This is a genomic window from Aestuariimicrobium sp. G57 (genome assembly GCF_050110855.1).
Classification (GTDB): domain Bacteria; phylum Actinomycetota; class Actinomycetes; order Propionibacteriales; family Propionibacteriaceae; genus Aestuariimicrobium.
Genome location: NZ_JBNINW010000001.1, coordinates 730,585 through 750,478, shown reverse-complemented (window position 1 = coordinate 750,478; position 19,894 = coordinate 730,585). Strand labels below are relative to the sequence as shown.

Genomic DNA, 19,894 nt, shown 5'->3' with positions numbered 1-19,894 from the left:
TCACGGGAGGACCGCCCGGGCTGACTACAGTTGGGCGCATGTCTTCGGCAATTCCCACACTGGCTGACCTGCGAACCCGACCCCTGACGCAGCAGCCGACCTATCTCGACCCGGCCCACCGCGACCGCGTCGTCGAGACCCTGCGCCAGCTGCCGCCACTCGTCTTTGCCGGCGAGTGCGACGACCTGCGCGACCAGCTTGCCGCCGTCGCCCAGGGGCAGGGCTTCCTGCTGCAGGGCGGCGACTGCGCTGAGACGTTCGCCTCGGTGCAGGCCGACAACATCAAGGGCAAGCTGCGCGTGCTGCTCAGCATGGCTGTGGTGATGACCTATGCGGCCCAAGTGCCCGTGGTCAAGGTGGGACGCATCGCCGGCCAGTACGCCAAGCCGCGCTCGAAGGACACCGAGACCCGCGACGGTGTGACCCTGCCCGCATTCCGCGGCGACGCCATCAACGGGTTCGACTTCACCGAGGACTCGCGCCGCCACGACCCCGATCGGTTGCTGAAGGTCTACAACGCCTCGGCGGCGACGCTGAACCTGGTGCGCGCCTTCGTCAAGGGCGGTTTCGCCGACCTGCGCGGCATCCATGCCTGGAACGCCGACTTCGTCGCGAACTCGAAGGTCGAGTCGGCCTACGAAGAGCTCGCGGCCGAGATCGACCGTGCGCTGGCCTTCATGGTCGCCTGCGGCGTGGACGACCGCGCCATGAGCGAGGTCGACTTCTACTCCTCGCACGAGGCGCTGCTGCTCGAGTACGAGCACTCGCTGACCCGCATCGACTCGCGCACCGACCTGCCCTACAACACCTCGGGCCACATGGTCTGGATTGGTGAGCGCACCCGCCAGCTGGATGGTGCCCACGTCGAACTGATGCGCCACATCCGCAACCCGCTGGGGGTCAAGCTCGGCCCCAAGACCTCGCCCGAGGATGCGGTCGCGCTGGCTGAGGCCCTCGACCCCGATTTTGAGCCCGGACGCCTGACGTTCATCATCCGCATGGGCGCGGGCAATGTGCGCGAGAAGCTGCCCCCGGTCATCAAGGCCATCGAGGCGACCGGCCGAAAGGTGGTGTGGTCGTGCGACCCGATGCACGGCAACACGTTCGAGGCCGCCAACGGCTACAAGACCCGCGCCTTCAACGACGTCATCGACGAGGTCAACGGCTTCTTCGACGTGCACCGTGACCTGGGCACCTGGCCCGGAGGCGTGCACATCGAGCTGACCGGCGACGATGTCACCGAGTGCGTCGGCGGTGCCGACGAACTGCGTGAAGAGGACCTCGCCACCCGTTACGAGACCGCCTGCGACCCGCGCCTGAACCGCAACCAGTCGCTTGAGCTCGCGTTCGTGGTGGCCGAGCGACTGCGCGAGGGCGCAGCACGGCTCAACCCCGTGCAGGAGTACCACGCGAAGGACCTCTGAGCAGCACAGCAACCACAGGCGTGGTGCCAGACTGGGTGCATGCAGATCACCCATCTGGGCCACGCCTGTGTGCTGCTCGAGGCCGGCGACCAGCGCGTGCTGTTCGATCCCGGCAACTTCTCGACGGACTGGCACGGGCTGACCGGCCTGTCCGCGGTCGTGGCCACCCACCAGCACCCCGACCACTTCGACCGCGAGCATGCCCCAGTGCTGTTCGCGGCAAACCCGGACGCCCGCGTGCTGCTCGAGCCGGAGCTCTGCGCCGCCGCCGGCACCGGCGAGCCGCTGCACGCTGGTGATGTGGTGGCCCTCGGTGACCTCGAGCTCGTCGCCGTCGGTGGCCGGCACGCCATCATCCACGCCGACATCCCCGGGGTCGGCAACGTGGGCGTTGTCGTGCGCGGCCAGGGACAGCCGACCTTCTTCCACCCCGGCGACAGCCTCGCCGAGACCCCGCAGGGCATCGATGTGGTGGCGGTGCCGGCCTACGGACCCTGGGCGGCGATGAAGGAGACGATCGACTTCGTGCGCGCCGTCGATGCGCCGCACGGCTTCCTGATCCATGACGGGCTGCTCGGTGAGCGTGGCTGGGCGCTGGCGTTCGGTCGGTTGGGCGAGATGTCGCACACCAGTTTCGACGACCTGCGCGACGGTCGGCCGCGCACCTACTGAGGCACGTACTGACCGCCGCGTACCTGGGCGATCAGCCCCGGCTGACCTGCCGCGGCGGCACCGGCGGGCGCTGGTAGCCCAGGTTCTCCCAGACGAAGTTCGGCACCCGGGCGAAGAACCCGAGCAGGAAGTCCTCGCCCCACATCAGGCTGGCCACGTCGTCGGCCTTGAGGCTGATGCTGATGGCGCCACGCTCGTCCACCTCGAAGCCGGGTGGACGACGCTCCATCAGGTACTCCATCATGCGCGGGTGGAAGATGTCCGAGGCCAGGCGCGGTGAGCGGCAGCGCACCGTGAACGCCTCGTTGAACTCGTGCCACTCGAAGGTCACCTTGTTGCCCATCAGCCCCCGGTTCACCTTGAAATCGGGGAACGAGAACCTGGGGTGGTACTCGAGCAGCCGCTCGGAATGGTGGTCAGTGACCGTGCGGGTGCGGGTGTTGCCCTGGCCGTCGGTGTAGGTCTCGGTGCGCTGGGTCTTCCACCGGTGCAGCAACGAGACGAACGGCAGCTGCGGGTGCTGGGACAGGATCACCTCTTCGGCGGTGTGGTCGAAACCGCCACCGCTGTACGCCACCTCGGCGAGCATCCCGTCGTCCCGGTTGCGGAACTCCCAGTCAGGGCGCTCGTACAGCGACAACCGCGGCGGCGGGGTCGGGCCCAGGTAGCTGCTCAGCGCCCCCGCGTCCGCGATCGCGCGGGCCGTGGCCGACAACGCCTCGAGGTAGGCGGCCAGCGCCTCTGCCTCTTTGGGGGCGCCGACCGCCACCAGCTGGTCGTGGTCGATCGACAGGTCCGGCGGGGCGGGGTAGCGCCCCAGGGTGCCGACGATGGCTGCGAGCACCTTGTGCGCATAGTCCGGGTCCTTGGCCACGACGTGGTGGGTGCCCTGCTGGGTCACCACGACACCCGCGACCCCCGGACGAGGCGCAGTGTGGGGCAGCAGGTAGAACTCGGGCAACGAGCGGGGCAGCCGCACGGCCGCGATGTAGCCCGCACGGCGATGCGTGCTCGCGTCGTACTCGAACGCCTGGAAGGCCGCACCGGTCGAGGTGTGACCGACGATCTGGTCATCGACCCTGCGATTGACGCCCATGCCGAACGGGGGGCAGTTCAGGCCGCACACGGCGGTCTCGTCGGGCCTGTCGATGAACGTCCAGCCCCGCGCAGTCAGCGACGCGATGTACTTCTGGCGCTGGTGGTGCACCGCGATGGCGATGCCGCCACCCACGACGACCAGCACCGCCACGATGGCGAGGAAGACCTCCACCGCGCCCCCTAGCTGACGTAGATCGTCACCGTTGATCCCTTGGGGGCCAGCTTGCCAGAAACGGGGTCCTGGGCGGCCACCACATTGAGGCGCACCCACGCCTCGGTGTTGTAGACCACCTTCGTGGTGAACCCCGCGTTGGCGAGTCGCTGCCTGGCGGTCGCCTCATCGGCGCCCGTCACCCGCGGCACGGCCACCAGCACCGGGCCCTTCGAGATGACGAGCTTGACGGTGTCACCCTTGTGCCCCGACCCTTTCGCGGGGGACTGGCTGACCACGTCGCCCTTGGCCACCTTGTCGTTGTTCTGCTCGGTGCTGGTGACCTTGAACCCCAGCGCGGTCAGCGTCCCGGTGGCGGCGGACGACCCCTTGCCGACGACGCTCGGGATGGCAATGGGCTGACGGCCCTGTGAGATGACCAGGTCGATGGACGTACCCGGCTTGAGCAGGGTGCCCGGCTTCTGCGAGGCCTGCAGCACGCTGTTGACGGCCGCTGTCTCGTGCCAGGCCTTGGTCACCTTGCCGACGCTGAGGCGGGCTGACTGGATCGCGTCGGTGGCCTGGGCCAGGTTCATGTTCGCCAGGCCCGGCATGGCGTACCGCTCAGGGCCCTTCGAGACCACCGCATTGATGTGGGAGCCCTTCAGCACCCGCGCACCCGCGAGGGGCTCGGTCGAGATCAGCACGCCGGCCGGCACCGTCTCGCTGAACGCCTCGGTGGTCGCCAGGCTGAACCCTGCCTGGTCGGCGGCTGCCTGGGCGGTGGCGAGGTTGTGCCCGGTGATTGCCGGTGCGCTTGTCCAGCGCCCGTGGGCGACGTACCAGTACCCGGTGACGCCGCTGGTCAGCGCCAGCAGCAGCACGAGCACCAGGGCCACCAGACCGCGCCGGCGGCGGTGCACCGGGTCTTGCGAGACGTGCGGGAAGATCGGCGTCGACTGGCTGCGGGGCCGGCCCGGACGCGCCGCGGTCTCGCCAGGCCGGCGCCGCGGTCGGGGCCGGGGCACCGGTGTGCCCGACGAGGAGTACTCGTCGTCGGCGCCGCCATCATCCTCGGCGTCCACGTGCTTCCACATCGCTCCCGGCAGGTCGACCGGCGAGGTGGGGGTGCTGGCTGACGGACGCCCGCGACCGAGGTCGCTGCGCGACACCCGTCCGGTCACCGACGTCGCGGGCGACGAGGCGCTGCGTGCCCGGTACGACACGGGCTTCGGCGGGCTGCCGGCCGCCTCGATGTCGGCACCCAGCGCCGACGTGATCTCGAGGTCGTCGTCGTCCGGCACGCCGTCGGTCGTGGAACCCAGCATCAGCCTGGTCAGGGCGGGGTCGTCCATGATGCCGTTGCTGAGCGCGTGGCGCGCCTTGCGCAGCAGGAACAGCAGCTCGCGCGCGTCCGCGGGACGCTGCAGCGGCTGGCGACGGGTGCAGGCCTGCACCAGCGCGTCGAGGTAGGGCGGGATGATGCGACGTGAGTCGCGGCGCCACCGACCATCGGCGTGCACCACGGTGCTCGGCGCCGGGATGTCATGGTGCACGTGGCTCCAGGCCACCTGGATGGGGGTGTCGCCGGTATGGGGCTTGCTGCCGGTGAGCATCTCGAACAGCACCACACCGGTCGAATAGATGTCGGAACGGGCGTTGGCCTTGCCGGTGGTGACCAACTCGGGCGGCAGGTAACTGACGGTGCCGATCAGCAGGCCCTGCGTCGCGGTGGCGGTCTGCGAGGTGACGGCCCGGGCGAGCCCGAAATCGGCCACTTTGATCTCGCCCCGGTCGCTGATCAGCACGTTCTCTGGCTTGATGTCGCGGTGCACCAGCCCGGACTCATGGGCGCTGGCCAGGGCGTGCACCACGGGTTCGAGCAGGTCGAGCGCTCGCAGGGGCTCCAGGGGGGCCTGTTTGGTGATCAGGTGGCGCAGCGTGCCGCCCTTGACGTATTCCATGACGATGTAGGGGCGGCCGCGGTCGACGCCCTGGTCGAACACGCTCACGACATGCTGGTTCGACAGTTTCGCGGCGGCACGCGCCTCACGGTCGAACTTGCGGGCGAAGTCGGCGTCGTCCCCGAGCCCGTCGTGCATCACCTTGACGGCGACTTCACGGGTCAGTCGCCGGTCCTGGGCGCGATAGACGGTCGCCATGCCGCCACGAGCCACTCGGGACAAGATCTCGTAGCGACCATCAAGCAGACGACCGACCAAGGGGTCGCTCACGCTCGTTGTGGTCACGAACTGCTCCAAACACGGTCTGGGGGAAGTGGGGAAGTGGCCGTGTCAGCCTGTGCCCGATTCTAGGCTCATCACCCCAGTTCGTCCCGGGGGAGCGCACGGCGTGTCTCGTGCCGGATGGGGTCGTGCCATTCCCGCCTCCAGACGCCCCGTGGGTCCTATTGTGGCCTTGTGACCGCACTGATTGGACTCCGCGAGAACCTGCAGCTGGCCAGGCTGCACCTGATCACCGACCTGCGTGGCGGCAAGGACGCCTTCGTCGAGTTCGTCGACATGGCCTTCGGGGCGGGGGCAGACATCATCCAGGTGCGCGACCAGGGCGTCGATGACGCCACCCTGGTCGAGGCACTCAACGCAGCGTCCCGGGTGGCCTTCGACCACCTGGGCCTGGTCTGCGTCGGCCGTCGCGCCGACGTCGCCACGCAATTGCAGTCCGACCTGCTGCACCTGGGTGCGAGCGATGGCGACCTCGGGGACGCGCGTGGGGCATTGCACCAGTGGTCGCTGGTGGGACGCTCGGTGCACGACGAGGCGCAGATCCGCCATGCCGTCGACGAGCGCGCCGACTGGGCGGTCGTCGGCCCCGTCTTCGGTGACGGTGCCCCCGGCCTCGACCTGGTGGCCACCGCGGCGGCGACCTGGCCGGTGACCGACGAGCACGCCACGCCGTGGTTTGCCGCCGGCGGGATCACCCCCGACAACCTCGACGGGGTGTTGGCCGCCGGCGCGACGCGCATCGTGGTCGGGCGGGCCGTCACGACGGCAGCAGACCCGCGCGCCGTGCTGCAGGACTTCGACACGCGCCTGCGCGCCCACTGGCGACAGGTCAACGGAGAGGGCTACGCGCACCGCACGCTCGGTGGACCGGAGCGCACGGCCACGCTGAACGAGACCCTGGACGGTCCGCCGGAACAGTGAGCCAAGCCGTGGGCGCAGCGGTCTTTGCGCGGGGTCTAGGATGGACCAACGCCCAACAGGTACCCACGCCCACCAGGCGGTGTACCCAATTGGCGCCAACTGTGCCGCCGCCGGCGGCCTGACGATGCGGTGGAACCGATGAGCAACATCTTCGAGATCTTCAACCCGAACGACCGCCACTGGCGCGAACAGAAGGACTTCGACAAGGTCCACGTGTTCACGACCAAGAAGGGCGGACGCGGGCCCATGCAGGTCGACCTCGATGACAAGACCATCGTGCTGCCCACCCGCAAGGCGGCCGACCCGGAGGCCGACAAGCCCGTTCGTCGCGGCAGCCAGCGTGCCGGCAGCAAGGATGACGCGGCCAAGGGCGAGTCGGCCAAGGGCGAGTCGGCCAAGGGCGATTCAGCCGGCGCCCCCCCGAAGAGGCGACCCAAGCGCTCCTGACCTGCCGTTCCGGACGTCCGCGCGTCGTCTCAGCGCTGGCGCTCGGTCACGGTGCTGCCCAACAGCTGCAACGCCACCCGCCCCTCACTGGTCAGGTCTGCACCCTCGAGTGCGGTCAGGGCCCGGTCGACGCTGTCCGAGATCTCCTGCTCCACAGCCACATCGGCTCCCGCCTCGACGATGATCTCGCGCGCCGTGTCGATGGCGGCGCTGTCCAGGTCGGGGTCGCCCAGCATCGCATCGAGTTGCTCGGCCCGGGCGCGGGGGGCCTTCGCCAGCGCGTGCGCCACGAGCACCGTCCGCTTGCCCTCGCGCAGGTCGTCCCCGGCGGGCTTGCCGGTCACTGCCTCATCGCCGAAAACCCCCAGCAGGTCGTCACGGAACTGGAAGGCCCGGCCCACCAACGAGCCGTAGTCGGCCAGCCGGGCCAGGGTGACCTCGTCGGCACCGCCGAGCGCCGCGCCGATCTGCAGCGGGTGGCGCACCGAATAGCGGGCCGACTTGTAGTCGACGACGCGGTAGACACGGTCGAGTTCTTCACGCAGGCGCTCGGGGTCGAGGGGGTCGCCGGTCGAGAGCAGGCGCGTCTGGGACACGATGTCCAGGAACTGTCCGCAGGTGACCTCGGCACGCATCGCCTCGAGCAGGCGGCTCGCACGGTCGCGGGTCGCGGGGGGCAGGTCGGCATGGGCGAACATCTCGCCGCTCCACACCAGCAGCAGGTCGCCGAGCAGGATGGCGCCCGCGCGTCCGAAGGCCCCGGACTCGCCCCGCCCGCCGGACTGCGCATGCCAGGCCTCGAACTGGCGATGGGCCGCGGGTACGCCGCGGCGGGTGTCAGAGGCGTCCATCACGTCGTCGTGCACCAGCGCCGAGACGTGCAGCACGTCGAGGGAGGCCGACGCCGTCAGCAGCCACTCGTCCGGGTCGGGCACACCGGCGACGGCGACATGGCCCCAGTAGCAGAACGCCGGACGAAAGCGCTTGCCACCGGCGGTGAATTCGACAGCCAGCTGGTGCAGGCGCCCGAGCTCGGCCCCGATCGCGCTGGTCTCGGACTGCTTGTCATCGAGGAATCTGGTGATGGCAGCGCCCACCTCTTTCCGGAAATCGGAACTGACGGGGTCGGTTGCCTCAAATCGCTGGTGTGCCACGTACTGAGCCTAGGCCACTGGCACACAATGTGGTCGCCTAGGCTGGAGGGCATGCCAACTCCAGAGAACTCGACGCGCCCGACCATCGCCCAGCGACTGGCCGAGTCGATGCGTCCGTTGTTCTCGTTCGAGTTCATGCCACCCCGCAGCGAGGACGAGGTCGACGTGCTGTGGCGGGCCATCGAGAACCTGGAGCCGCTCAACCCCGACTTCGTCTCGGTGACCTACGGGGCCAATGGGTCGAAGCGTGAGCGCACCATCCGCACCACGCGCCAGATCATGGAACGCACCGACCTGCAGACGATGGGACACCTGACCGTCGTCGACCAGCCGTTGAGCCAGCTGCGCGAGACGATCAATGCGTATGCCGAGGTGGGTGTCAACCACATCCTGGCCCTGCGTGGCGACCCGCCGGGTGGTGCCATGGAGGACTTTGCCCAGCACCCCGAGGGTCTGGCGAACGCCACCGAGCTGGTGCGGCTGGTCAAGTCTTCGGGTGACTTCTGCGTGGGCGTCGCGGCCTACACGGCACCCCGTGGCAGCAACGACCTGGCCGCCGAGGCGCGGGTGCTGGTCGAGAAGGCAGAGGCCGGCGCCGAGTTCGCCATCACGCAGCTGTTCTACGAGCCCGACGACTATTTCGACCTGGTCGACGCCGTGCGGGCGCAGGGCTGCGAGCTGCCGATCATCCCGGGCATCATGCCCGTCACCAACATCAAGCAGCTCGACACCTTCGCGCAATTGTCGGGCCGGGCCATGCCCCGGACGATGGTCGACCGCCTCACCGCGGTGGCCGACGACCCCGACAAGGTGCGGCTCGTCGGGGCCCGCATCTGCAGCGAGCTGGCGGTCACGCTGCTGCGCGGGGGAGCGCCGGGCCTGCAGTTCTTCACCCTCAACCGGTCGGTGGCCACGCAGCGTATCTTCGAGATGCTGCAGGGCCGCCGCTGGTGAGCCCGACGCCGACGGGCGTGGGTAGGCTTGTGCCATGAAACGCGACCAGCGGGTCGGCTACGACGAGCGCGATGAGGCGGTGCGCCGCCTGCAGGACCACATGGCCGCGGGCAGGCTTGACATGTCCGAGTTCGAGGACCGCATGGCCAAGGCCATGTCGGCCAAGGTGGCGGGCGACCTCGAACCGCTGTTCGTGGACCTTCCCGAAGCCGGCTGGCCCATCATTGACGCCCCGGCACCGGGACCCGTCGCCATCAGGCCTGCAGCCTCAGGTGCCACGCTCACGCTGCACGGCCAGGCCACCGCCCCCGTGCCGTGGTACTCATCGGGCTGGATCTTTGGCGTGGCCATCGCGGTGATGATGGTCAGTCAGATGCGGGCGTGGCCGGTGCTGGTCATCGCGATCGTCCTGTTCACACTCGGCAACCAGATGCGCAGCAGGTCGCGCCGCACGCTCACCGCCGACTACATCGACGGCGATCTCGAATCCGAGATGCTCGCCTACGTCAGGGTCAACCGCAAGATCGAGGGCATCAAGCGGTACCGCGAAGTCACCGGCGCCGGGCTCAGGGAGGCAAAGGACGCCGTCGAGGCGATCGAACGCCGACACGCCCGACCAGGGCCCTACGAGGGCCCGGGGCACTACGGTGGTCCGGGCCGGATCGGCGGTTAGGACTCAGCCAGTAGCCGGTGCCAGCGGGGCCGGCCCTCGCCGCGGTCGATGTCCAGGGTGACCAGGCGCTGCGTCGGACGGGTCAGGGCCACGTACAGCACCCGCTCGCGGCCCGGTGTCTGCTCGACGATGTCATCGGGTGACAGTGCGAGCACCGCGTCGTATTCCAAGCCCTTCGCCTGCAACGGGGTCACCACCCGCACCCGTGCGGTGGCCTGCGAATCCAGCGCGGCGGCGGCGGCGTCATCGACCAGGGTCGGCGGTGCCAGCACCCCGATGGTGCCCTCGACCTGCCCGGCCAGGGTGTTGATCTGCTCGGTGAGTGTTGACCTCAGGCCGCTGGGCGTGGTCGCGGCCATGACGGGCTCGATGCCGGTCGAACGCACCGCCCGGGGCAGGTCGGCCTGGGGGTGGACGGCCTTGATCACCTTGGCGGCGAAGTTGAACACCTCGGCGGGCGAACGGTAGTTCGTCGTCATCTGGAAGTGGCGCCTCGGCCCCGAACCGGCCAGGTCGTTAATCGAGCGGCGGGTCTCGTCCAGGTGTGGGTAGGAACTCTGTGCGACGTCACCCACCAGCGTCCAACTGGCCTGCGGGCCACGGCGGCGCAGCATGCGCCACTGCATGGGGGTGATGTCCTGGCATTCGTCGATCAGCACATGGGCGAACGTCTGCTGCGGGTCGTCATCCGGGTCGACCTCGCGACGGTTCGTCAACAGGTCGGCCGTGGTCACCAGTTCGGGGACGTCGCCGCCGCCCTCGATGAAGACGGGGTTCTCGGCCTCGGGGTCGATCTCGGGCAGGCCGATGATGGCGACCAGTTCGTCCATCAGTGCCATGTCGGCGACCGACCAGGGCGAGGCATTGTCGCGCGAGGCATGCTCGAGCAGTCCCGGGTCGTAGGAGTCGCTCAGCACGTCGCGCTCGTCGGGGGTCAGCCCCTGGGCGATGCGGTCAAGCAGGTCACGGTCGCCGAGCCGCATGATCACGTCGCGGGCGTCGAGGTTCGGCCACCACGCGTACATGAACATCGTGAACGATGCCTGCGAGCCGGCCAGGTCGTCGAAGACTTCACGGCTGAGCCCGGCCTCGTTCGAGTACTTGTTCCACAGGGCGGTCAGCAGTGCCTTCTCGGCGGCTGCCCGGGCCCGGTTGATGCGGCGCGACTCGAGCACCTGGTCACGGATCCGTGCCAGCTCGCGCGGGTTGAGGCTGACCACCTCGCCCTTGACGCTGACGCGCAGGGGCTCGGCCACACCGACCAGCGGCTCATTGGCCAGGGCGCGCAGCACGGGCAGCATGCGCATGCTGCCCTTGAGCGTGGCGGCGGCGGGGGCGTCGACGCGTTCGGTCGAGAAGCCCAGCACGTCGCGGGCGACCGCGCCGACGGCGTGCAGCGTCACGGCGTCCTCACCCAGACTGGGCAGCACGCGTTCGATGTAGTTCATGAACACCGACGACGGGCCCACCACCAGCACCCCACCGCGCTCGAGGCGGCGGCGATAGGTGTAGAGCAGGTAGGCGGCGCGGTGCAGTGCCACCACCGTCTTGCCGGTGCCGGGCCCACCCGTGATCAGGGTGACGCCCTGGTAGGGCGAGCGGATGGCCTCGTCCTGTTCGGCCTGGATGGTGGCGACGATGTCGCGCATCGCGTCGCCGCGGGCCCGGGCGAGGCTGGCCATCAGGGCACCCTCGCCAATGATGACCAGGTGTTCGTGGTCGGCCTCGCTGTCGAGCAGGTCGTCCTCGATGCCGATGACCTGGTCACCGCGACAGCGCAGCACCCGGCGGCGCACGACATCCATGGGGTTGGTGGGCGTGGCGCGGTAGAACGGCTCGGCGGCCGGGGCGCGCCAGTCGATGACCAGCGGTTCGTAGTCGTCGTCGCGCACGCCCAGGCGGCCGATGTAGCGGGTGTCCGGGGTGTCCATGTCGAGGCGGCCGAAGACCAGGCCCTCGTGCTCGGCGTCGAGGGTGGCCAGCCGCTTGGCTGACTGGTAGGCGAACGCGTCGCGCTCGAACAGTGCCGTGCCGTCCTCTTCGCGCAAGAAGTCGTCGCGGTCGGTCTGGAAGCGCCGTTTGCCCTCGTCGGCGACATTGCGAGCCGATCGGGTGGCCACGGCCAACGCCGCATAGACCCTGTCGACATGGGCCTGTTCGACGGTCAGCTCACGGCTGATCGTGTCGGCGGCGGTCTCGGGGTGGTGCGGTTGCCCATTCGCCTCAGGTGGGGCGACACGGCTCGAGGCCAGGGGCTGGGCGGGGGTGTCGTGGGGAGTGGGCTCAGGTGGCAAGACGCGGTCCTTCGCAAAACGGGTGACGATCAAGACTAGCCCTGTTGGCAAGGGGGTGGGGCGTGCTCAGCCCGGGGCGAACGTCCCCCGTGGTCGGTGGGTCGTGGTGGCCTTGTTCGTCGGGCGGATGTCGGCACCCGTCAGTCGTTCATGCACCTGGTAGGTGGCCAGTGCCGCGCTCAGCACCTGCGCCCACGGTTCGTTGCCCGCGTGCGATGCGGACGAGGCACGCCACGGCCCTGCCGGGTGTGCCGGCTCGATCGGGGGACGGGCGGCCCAGTGGTCCCAGTGGCTGAGGTCCCAACCGAACGCGGGGTCGGGATCGCCGGGTCGGGTGTGGTCGTGGCTGGTGACCAGCACCCCGGCAGGTGTGGCCCGCTGCCAGCCCACCACCACGCCGCCCTCGGTGTGGAACACGGTCTCGCGGATGCTGCCGGGCTCGACGTCGAGGTCGGCATGCACGTCGTGGCTGATGTGTGGCGGCCTGACGCTTGTGACCGGCCCGGGCTGGTGGCCCACCGTGCGCCGCACGCTGTCGGTGAACCGGGCCCATGCCCCGAGCGGTGGCCGAGTGGGGGCCGGCGCCACGGCGTCGATGCGGGCGTCGGCGCCGGCACCACCTGCCTCGAGTTCGACGCCGCGTTCGGCGAGCCGGTCGGTGAGCACGGTGACCAGCGCGTCCATGGCGTGGGCAGTGGGGTCGGTCGATGTGTCCGCGCCCACCAACTGCCAGCGGCCGAAGGTGCGCTGCACCGTGGCGCGGGTGGCCAGCCAGGCCGGCGCCTGCCGGGGGTCGGACGCCCCGGCGCGCCGGCCATGGCTGAGCAGCAGTGCGGCCAGGCGGGGGTCGTCCAGCTGGTCGGCGAGCTGGCCCAGCGTGCGGCCACGCATCAGGGCCTTCGCCTGCTCGAGTGACGGCCCACCAGACGGCCACGGCCGCTCGACGCAGGTGAGTCGCAAGGCCTGCCAGACGTCGTCGACCTGGTCGAGCAGGGTCGTCCACCGCTGCGCGGCCGCCTCACCAAAGACGGCCCTGAGGGCAGCGGTCTGCCCGGCGCGGTCATCGGGCAGCGTGACCTCGGTGCCATCCGACCAGCGGTGGGTGGCCGGCGGGGCGGGCACGAGTTCGAGGTGGTGGGCGTTGAGCGCGGTGACCAGGTGGCCGCCCGACTTCTTCATGAGGTCACGCCAGGCGGCGGGCAGGGCCAGCACCGGCTCGAGGTCGTCCACGGGCCCACCGAGTGGCCCGGCGGGGTCGAGGGTGACGCGATGACCGGCACGGGCGAGCCTCAGCGCGGCGGCGATGCCGGCCAGGGTGCCGCCGTGGACGTGTACGTGCCGGCCGGTGGCGACGGCGCTCACGCGGGTGTGTCCGTTGCCGGACCGGAGCGGCTGAGCCAGCGCTTGAGCGACTTCCAACCCTTGCGGACAGTGGCGAACAGGTGGACGAACAGCGCGATGCCGCCCACCAGCAACACGGCAGCCACGATGGCGGCGACCATCGGGTTCAGCGCCACCAGGCCCATGACGGTGACCAGACCGATGTCGTCGGCGACCGAATGGGCGACGTTCGAGACAGGCTCGGGCGAGGTGTTGATCGCCAGCCGGGTGCCGGACTTGGTGATGTGGCTGAGCAGTGCGGTGACGCCACCGATGCCGGCCAGCGTGATCGTGGCGATGCTGCCGGACTCGCCGGCGGTGAGTCCGCCGATCAGCGCGCCGGCGACCGGGCGGATGAACGTCGAGATCGAGTCCCATGCCGAGTCGACATAGGGGATCTTGTCAGCCACGAGCTCGAGCAGCGCGAGCACCCCCATCACGATCAGCACATCGGTGCGCTGGAATCCCGTGGGCACGTCGGCAAGGCCGCCGAAACGTCCCAGCAGGCCGAGGATGAGGACCGTGGCGTACGCGTTGATGCCGCTGGCCCATCCCGAGGCGAAGGTCAGCCCGAACAGTTCCATGCGTTGCAGCCTAGTGGCCGTCACAGCAGCGCGAACGAGACCAGCCAGTGGGTGCTCATGAAGTCGCCGTCGCTGATCGCCGGGGCGGCCCACGCGTACTGCCTCGCCGAGGCCTCGAGCACCTGGCTGCGTGCCGGGTCGTCGAGCCACGGTGCCAGCCTGCGCAGCATGCCCGACCGTGACAGGCCCAACCCATACAGGTGGACGCCGTGGCCATCGGTCTGGTCAAGCACCGACGGCGTCGCCAGCAGCACATCGCCGGGCTCGCCCAGCACGGGCAGGAAGGTGCGCAGCCACGCGCCGAACTCGACCGGTTCGAGCACCCGGCGCATCAGGTCGGCCTCGGCCAGCGCCGGCGAGACGAAGTCGGTGCCCGAGGGTTCCCACTCGCTGGGGTAGTCGACGTCGCCGCCGAACCACGCCAGCGCGCTCGCGTCGACCTGGTCGATGATCCCGGCGTTCCCGGGCGTCCCCAGGACCTCGTGCGCATCGCGGGTCAGCCCCAGGGCGAAGGCCGTGTTCGAGTGCACCCCGTGGCGCACCGGGTGGGCGAGGTTGGGCAACCATGCGGCCAGCAGGGCGGCCACCGCGTCGACGAGCGGGCGCAGTGCCTCGTCCCAGCGGGCCGCGGCCGGGGCGAGGTCGTGGTCACTGGTCGCCAGCCGGTGGGCCTCGGCGCCCAGCAGGCTCACCCAGGCCCAGCCGTAGGGCCGTTCGAACGTGGGGTGGGCGCGCAGGTAGTCGACCTCGACCGCGATGTTGGCAGGGGTCAGCCGGTCGTCGAGCAGCCTGACCAGGTCGCGCCTGACGGGGGCGCCGGGGTCGTCGGACGCGCCGGCATCATGGGAAACACCGAGCAGCCGCAGGCCCGACCACATCATGTGCACGGCCGAATGCCAGTCGAGGCTGCCGTGGAAGGCGGGGTGCAGCCTGGCCGGCGTGACATCGCAATCCTCGGCCGACAAGGCCACGTGACCGCTCGCAGAGGGCCAGCTGGTGCCCAGTGCGGCGGTCACCGTGGCGGTCCAGTCCAGGCCATGGCGGGCGATGCGTGCGGCGATGATCTCGTCCATGGGGGCCAGCCTATTGCGGTGCTTCAGTCGTGGTGTCCGTCGTGTCCGTCCTCGTGGCGCAGCCGCAGGCTCCAGGCCCCGGCCCGGGGACGCAGCTGGTGCGCCGGCAGCACATCGGGGCCGCAGGCCCGGCTGCCCAACCCGTGCTGGGCCACGTCGAGGGTCAGGTGCAGCGCCGATGGCTCCGGCAGTTCGTGCGGGTGCCCGGCGGCCGCGACCTCGTGTTCGTCATGCCTGCGCAGGGTGAACCCCGGGCGTTCGCCGGCGACTGGCAGCGCCTCGACCTGCAGGCCCAGCTCGGGTACGCGCAGGTCACGCAGCCCCGCCCGGTGCCCACTTTCCTGGGGCACCGAGTAGTCGACGACGAGGTCGTCGATCGCCATGGCGAACCTGCCGACCCGTGCCGCACGCGCCGAATCGGGGTAGTTCTCGAGCGGCCCGGTGCCGAACCACTCCGCGGTCGCGCCCGAGGTGGGCAAGGTGAAGTGGAGCCCGAGCCTGGCCCACACCCCGCGCCAACCGATGGTCGGCGCCGCATCGGCCTCGAGCGTGAGCCACGACCCGTCCAGCTGGTAACGCAGCGTCACGTCGACCGCCGGGGCCATGCCCGCGGCGGCATAGCGGTGCCGCACGACCAGCGCGTCGTCGGCGGCATCGACGGCGACGACCCGTCGCTGCAACCGGTCGAGGCCTGCATCGAGCCAACGCTGCGCGGTCGAGGGGCCGGGGGCACCCAGCCCGGCGCTGTCGGCGGGGCAGACATCGAGGTACGACGGCGATGCCCGGCCGAAATCGTTCTCGATGGGCGCCCGCCACAGGGTCAGGCGAGGCCCGCCGATCGGCAGGCCGGCCAGGGCCAGCAGGTCACCGGTCTGCGGGTTGAACCGTGCCGGGCCGAGGATGAGCGTGTCACCATCGCGGACGACCGCCACGCCGGCAGGTGCCCGCTGTGGGGTGGGTGCCGTGCTGTGCCGTGGGGTGCTCAGACACGCCTGGACGAAGGACACCTCATGTCCCTCGGGTGCCCACGGCGCGTCGGCGGCAAGCTCGGCCCGCACCGTGCGCCACAGTTCACCGGTCGAGCCGGGGGCCGGTGGCAGCTCGATGGCGACCTGCCCGCCGGCAGGCACGGCCGGCACGTCGAGCATGAGCTGCTGCACCGGGGTGCCGGCGTCCTCGTCGACGAGCACGAAGCGCAGGTCGCCCGTGTCGCCATCATGACGACGGTTCGCGATGACCAGCCGGCCCGCATCGATCGTGAGCTTGATGGGGGTGGTCACGGCCTTGAACTCGGCCAGCCCGGGGGTGGGGCGGCCGTCGGGCAGCACCATGCCGTCGCAGATGAAGCTGCCGTCGTGCACCGGTTCGCCGAAGTCGCCGCCGTAGGCGAAGTATTCGTGGCCCTCGCTCGTCCGGGTGCGCAGGCCGTGGTCACGCCATTCCCACAGGAATCCGCCGTGCCACTGGGGCAGCGAGTCGAACGCCTCTTCGTACTCGGTGATGCCGCCCGGGCCGTTGCCCATCGCATGCACGTACTCGCACAGGATCATCGGTCGCTGGGCGAGCACGGCAGCGCGCCCGGGTGAGGCCAGCGCGTCGCCCGTGCCGGCCGACATCAGCTGCATCTGTTCGACGCTCACGTACATGCGCGACACGAGGTCGGTGTGGGTGCCGTCGAAGTCGGCTTCGTAGTGCACCGGGCGATGGGGGTCGCGCCGGCGCAGCCAGGCCGCCATGGCCGCCAGGTTGGCGCCTCGTCCGGCCTCGTTGCCCAGCGACCAGCACACGATCGAGGCGTGGTTCTTGTCCCGCTCGAACGTGCGCTCGATGCGGTCGAGCAGGGCAGAGCGCCAGCGCGGGTCGTCCGAGGGGTTGTCGCGCCAGTCACACAGCTCGAAACCGTGGGTCTCCAGGTCATTCTCGAGCATCACCCAGAAGCCGAGCTCATCGGTCAGGTCGAGCAGTGCCGGGTGGCAGGGGGCATGCGACGTGCGGATCGCATTGATGTTGTGCTGCTTCATCAGCAGCAGCTGCGCGCGGGCATCGTCGATGTCGAAGACCCGGCCCTTGTCGGGGTGGAAGTCATGGCGGTTCGTGCCACGGATGCGCAACTTGGTGCCGTTCACCCGCCATTCGTGCCCGACAACCTCGACGCGACGGAAGCCGAGCCGCAGAGTGATGGTCTCGGTGCTGTTCGAGATGGTGGCGTCGTAGAGGCGCGGCAGGTCGGCAGACCACGGCTCGACGACACCGACGGGGAATGGGGTGGCATCGTCGGCCGAGGCGATGACGTGGTGCACACCCAGCTCGGGGATCTCGATCCTCACGGGGAAGGTGGCACCGCGCAGCTCGGGGGTGATCGAGCCCTCCCGGGTGTCGGGGTCGAAGTCGGCGTCGAGCCAGACATCCTCGATGCCGTGGGCCGGCCGGGCCACGAGTTCGACCTCGCGGAAGATGCCCGGCAGCCACCACTGGTCCTGGTCTTCAAGGTAGGACGCCGCCGACCACTGGTGCACGCGCACGTGCAGCACGTTCTCACCGGGCACCAGCGCGTCGGTGACGTCCAGTTCCTGCGCCAGTCGCGACCCGCGGACGACGCCGACCTCGACACCGTTGAGGCTGATGACGGCGAGCGACTCGATGCCCAGTGTGCGCAGGTGCACCCGCCCACCGTCCGGCACAAACCCGTCGGGCAGGGTGAACCGGCGACGGTAGTCGCCGGTCGGGTTCGCGTCGGGCACGTGCGGCACGTCGACGGGGAAGGGGTACTGGACGTTGAGGTAGGCGGGGTGGCCGTACCTGCCCTCGTCGCCACCTTCAAGTACCCAGTGCGACGGCACCGTGATCTCGTCGAAGCCGCTGTCGTCGAAGTCCGGGGCGGCGACGTCATTGTGGGACGTGGTCGCGGTGGGGGCCCACCTGAACCCCCACACGCCGTCCAGACTGTACCGGGCGGCGGTGGAGGGCAGGTAGGACCTCGGGCCCACCCGCCGGCCCGAGCCGGGGGCGAACGAAGTGATCTCGTGCATGGATCGCTCTCTGGCTGGGGTCAGCCCTTGACGGCGCCCAGGGTCATCCCTGAGACGAAGTGGCGCTGGAGGACGAAGAAGACCACCAGGATGGGCAGCGCTGCGAGCAGCGAACCCGCACTCAGCAGGTTGTAGTCGGTGAAGAACGTGCCCCGCAAGTTGTTCAACGAGCTGGTGACCGGGAACTTGTCGCCGGACTGCATCAGCACCGTGGCCCAGAAGAACTCGTTGTAGATCCACGCGGTCTGCAGGGTGGCCAGGGCCGCCAGCGGCGTGCGGCACAGCGGCAGCGTCAGGGTGCGGAACTGCGTCCACACACTGGCCCCGTCGACCTCAGCCGACTCATAGATCGCGTACGGGATCGCCTTCATGTAATTGCTGAGCACGAACGTGCAAAAGCCGGTCTGGAAGGCCACGTTGATCAGGATCACGCCGCCGTAGGTGTCGAGCAGCGACCCCGATTCGGCCAGCCACGTGGGCAGCGGCACCGCACGGAAGATGCGGTAGACCGGCACCAGCAACGACTGCGGGGGCAGCAGGTTCGCGGCCATGAAGAAGACCAGCAGCGCGACGTTGAACTTGAAACTGTACCGGGCCAGCACGAACGCCATGCAGGTCGACAGCGCCAGGGTCAGCAGCACCGCGACGATGGTGATGACGGCCGAGTTGAGGAAGCTGTGCGAGAACCCGCCCTGGATCCACGCGTTCTTCCAGTTGTCGAAGGTGAACCCGCCGAACGAGAAGTACCCGTGTTCGAGGGTGTAGCCGTAGTCACGGAAGGAGTTGAAGACTGCCCACAACAGCGGGAACAGCCACATCAGTGACGTGACCAGCAGGAACGCGATGGTCAGGCCACGCTTGAACTTTGACTCGTTGGCAACCATCACTGATCCCCCTTGATCTGCAGTCGCACCTGGAAAATGATGAAGATCGAACTCAACAGCAGCATGATCGTCGCCAGCGCCGACCCGAAGCCGATGCGGCTGGCCTCGCCCGCGACGTTCTGGGTGACCAGCGTCGAGATCAGTTCCAGGCCGTTGCGGCCGCGGTTGATGATCCAGACGATGTCGAAGGCGCGCAGGCCCTCGATGAACGTGATCACCAGCAGCAGCACATTGGTGGTGCGCATCGCGGGGAAGATCACCCTGAAGAAGGTGCGCGCCTCAGAGGCGCCGTCGAGCGCGGCCGCCTCACGCAGGCTCACGTCAATGCCCTTCAGGCCGGCGAGGTAGAGCAGCATGATGTAGCCCGTGTGGCGCCAGCCGTTCGCGATGATCGCCGCATACAGGTTGATGTTCGGGTCGCCGTACCAGTCGATGGAGGTGCCCAGCACCGCGTTGATGAAGCCCTGGTCACGGGAGTACATCAGCTGCCAGATGAAACCGATCAGGGCAGCAGACAGCACCACCGGCAGGTAGTAGGCGGTCTGGTAGAACTTGGTGCCGCGCAGTTCTTTGTCGAGCAGCACCGCCAGGAACATGCCCAGCGGGGTGAAGACCAGGAACAGCCCGAGCAGCCACACCACGTTGTGCCAGATCGCCGGCCAGAAGGCCGGATAGATCGTCATGGCGTCGACATAGTTCTGCACGCCGACGAACTTCGCGTCGGTGACGCTGCCGATGCCGTCCCAGTTGGTGAACGACAGGCCAAGGGTGGCCAGAGCGGGCACCCAGATCAGCAGCCCGACCAGCAGCAGGGGGATCGCGGCCATCAGCACCAGCGTGGTGCGGTCGCGACCATTGAGTTTTCTCGCGTCGTTGGGGGCCACCAACGGCTTTGTTGACTTGGCCATCG

The 19,894-nt window shown here is 69.4% G+C and carries 16 protein-coding genes and 1 pseudogene; 6 read left to right on the top strand and 11 right to left on the bottom strand.

Translation table 11 applies throughout. The features are described 5' to 3' along the window. The first annotated feature begins 38 nt into the window (after positions 1–38). Positions 39–1,424 (top strand): class II 3-deoxy-7-phosphoheptulonate synthase, encoded by a 1,386-nt coding sequence (locus tag ACQCX5_RS03425; protein ID WP_434540567.1) that lies wholly within the window; start codon positions 39–41, stop codon positions 1,422–1,424. Between the two features lie 39 nt (positions 1,425–1,463). Further along, positions 1,464–2,096 carry an MBL fold metallo-hydrolase gene (locus tag ACQCX5_RS03420; protein WP_434540566.1) on the top strand — a complete coding sequence of 211 codons (633 nt, stop codon included), beginning with the start codon at positions 1,464–1,466 and terminating at the stop codon, positions 2,094–2,096. 31 nt (positions 2,097–2,127) lie between these two features. Here the strand turns inward: ACQCX5_RS03420 and ACQCX5_RS03415 are convergent, their stop codons facing one another. The 3 genes and pseudogenes from ACQCX5_RS03415 to ACQCX5_RS03405 all read right to left on the bottom strand — a co-directional run. Next, positions 2,128–3,366: a hypothetical protein gene (locus ACQCX5_RS03415; protein ID WP_434540565.1), complete on the bottom strand. Its 1,239-nt coding sequence runs from the start codon at positions 3,364–3,366 to the stop codon at positions 2,128–2,130. 8 nt (positions 3,367–3,374) lie between these two features. Next, the gene (locus ACQCX5_RS03410) at positions 3,375–4,442 is read right to left on the bottom strand and encodes a PASTA domain-containing protein (protein WP_434540726.1); all 1,068 of its coding nucleotides are present in this window, start codon (positions 4,440–4,442) and stop codon (positions 3,375–3,377) included. A gap of 231 nt (positions 4,443–4,673) precedes the next feature. Then, positions 4,674–5,594 (bottom strand): annotated as a pseudogene (locus ACQCX5_RS03405) (protein kinase domain-containing protein); the annotation flags it as partial. Between the two features lie 171 nt (positions 5,595–5,765). On the opposite strand from ACQCX5_RS03405, the gene ACQCX5_RS03400 reads away from it, so the two are divergent. Together ACQCX5_RS03400 and ACQCX5_RS03395 are read left to right on the top strand one after the other, a co-directional pair. Then, a complete protein-coding gene (locus ACQCX5_RS03400; protein ID WP_434540564.1) occupies positions 5,766–6,512 on the top strand; it encodes a thiamine phosphate synthase in 747 nt (248 codons plus the stop codon). Positions 6,513–6,650: 138 nt separating this feature from the next. Next, the gene (locus ACQCX5_RS03395; protein ID WP_434540563.1) at positions 6,651–6,959 is read left to right on the top strand and encodes a hypothetical protein; all 309 of its coding nucleotides are present in this window, start codon (positions 6,651–6,653) and stop codon (positions 6,957–6,959) included. A gap of 29 nt (positions 6,960–6,988) precedes the next feature. On the opposite strand, the gene ACQCX5_RS03390 is transcribed toward ACQCX5_RS03395, so the two are convergent. Next, complete coding sequence (locus ACQCX5_RS03390; RefSeq protein WP_434540562.1) at positions 6,989–8,113, bottom strand: polyprenyl synthetase family protein; 1,125 nt, start codon at positions 8,111–8,113, stop codon at positions 6,989–6,991. 51 nt (positions 8,114–8,164) lie between these two features. On the opposite strand from ACQCX5_RS03390, the gene ACQCX5_RS03385 reads away from it, so the two are divergent. Beyond that, complete coding sequence (locus ACQCX5_RS03385; RefSeq protein WP_434540561.1) at positions 8,165–9,067, top strand: methylenetetrahydrofolate reductase; 903 nt, start codon at positions 8,165–8,167, stop codon at positions 9,065–9,067. A gap of 34 nt (positions 9,068–9,101) precedes the next feature. After that, a complete protein-coding gene (locus tag ACQCX5_RS03380) occupies positions 9,102–9,740 on the top strand; it encodes a DUF1707 domain-containing protein (protein WP_434540560.1) in 639 nt (212 codons plus the stop codon). On the opposite strand, the gene ACQCX5_RS03375 is transcribed toward ACQCX5_RS03380, so the two are convergent. The 7 genes from ACQCX5_RS03375 to ACQCX5_RS03345 form a co-directional block, all read right to left on the bottom strand. Then, positions 9,737–12,034, bottom strand: a complete 2,298-nt coding sequence (locus tag ACQCX5_RS03375) for a HelD family protein (protein ID WP_434540559.1) — start codon at positions 12,032–12,034, stop codon at positions 9,737–9,739. The genes ACQCX5_RS03380 and ACQCX5_RS03375 overlap by 4 nt on opposite strands. 66 nt (positions 12,035–12,100) lie before the next feature. Beyond that, positions 12,101–13,396, bottom strand: a complete 1,296-nt coding sequence (locus ACQCX5_RS03370; RefSeq protein ID WP_434540558.1) for a hypothetical protein — start codon at positions 13,394–13,396, stop codon at positions 12,101–12,103. Continuing rightward, complete coding sequence (locus tag ACQCX5_RS03365) at positions 13,393–13,998, bottom strand: DUF4126 domain-containing protein (RefSeq protein ID WP_434540557.1); 606 nt, start codon at positions 13,996–13,998, stop codon at positions 13,393–13,395. Before ACQCX5_RS03365 ends, ACQCX5_RS03370 begins: the two co-directional genes overlap by 4 nt. A gap of 20 nt (positions 13,999–14,018) precedes the next feature. Further along, entirely contained in the window at positions 14,019–15,071 is a 1,053-nt protein-coding gene (locus tag ACQCX5_RS03360) for a DUF2891 family protein (protein WP_434540556.1), read from the bottom strand. Between the two features lie 23 nt (positions 15,072–15,094). Beyond that, the gene (locus ACQCX5_RS03355) at positions 15,095–18,100 is read right to left on the bottom strand and encodes a glycoside hydrolase family 2 TIM barrel-domain containing protein (protein WP_434540555.1); all 3,006 of its coding nucleotides are present in this window, start codon (positions 18,098–18,100) and stop codon (positions 15,095–15,097) included. A gap of 20 nt (positions 18,101–18,120) precedes the next feature. After that, positions 18,121–18,984, bottom strand: coding sequence for a carbohydrate ABC transporter permease (locus tag ACQCX5_RS03350; protein ID WP_434540554.1), 864 nt, complete (start codon positions 18,982–18,984; stop codon positions 18,121–18,123). Beyond that, entirely contained in the window at positions 18,984–19,892 is a 909-nt protein-coding gene (locus tag ACQCX5_RS03345; protein WP_434540553.1) for a carbohydrate ABC transporter permease, read from the bottom strand. The genes ACQCX5_RS03350 and ACQCX5_RS03345 overlap by 1 nt, the downstream gene beginning before the upstream one ends. Between the last annotated feature and the right edge of the window lie 2 nt (positions 19,893–19,894).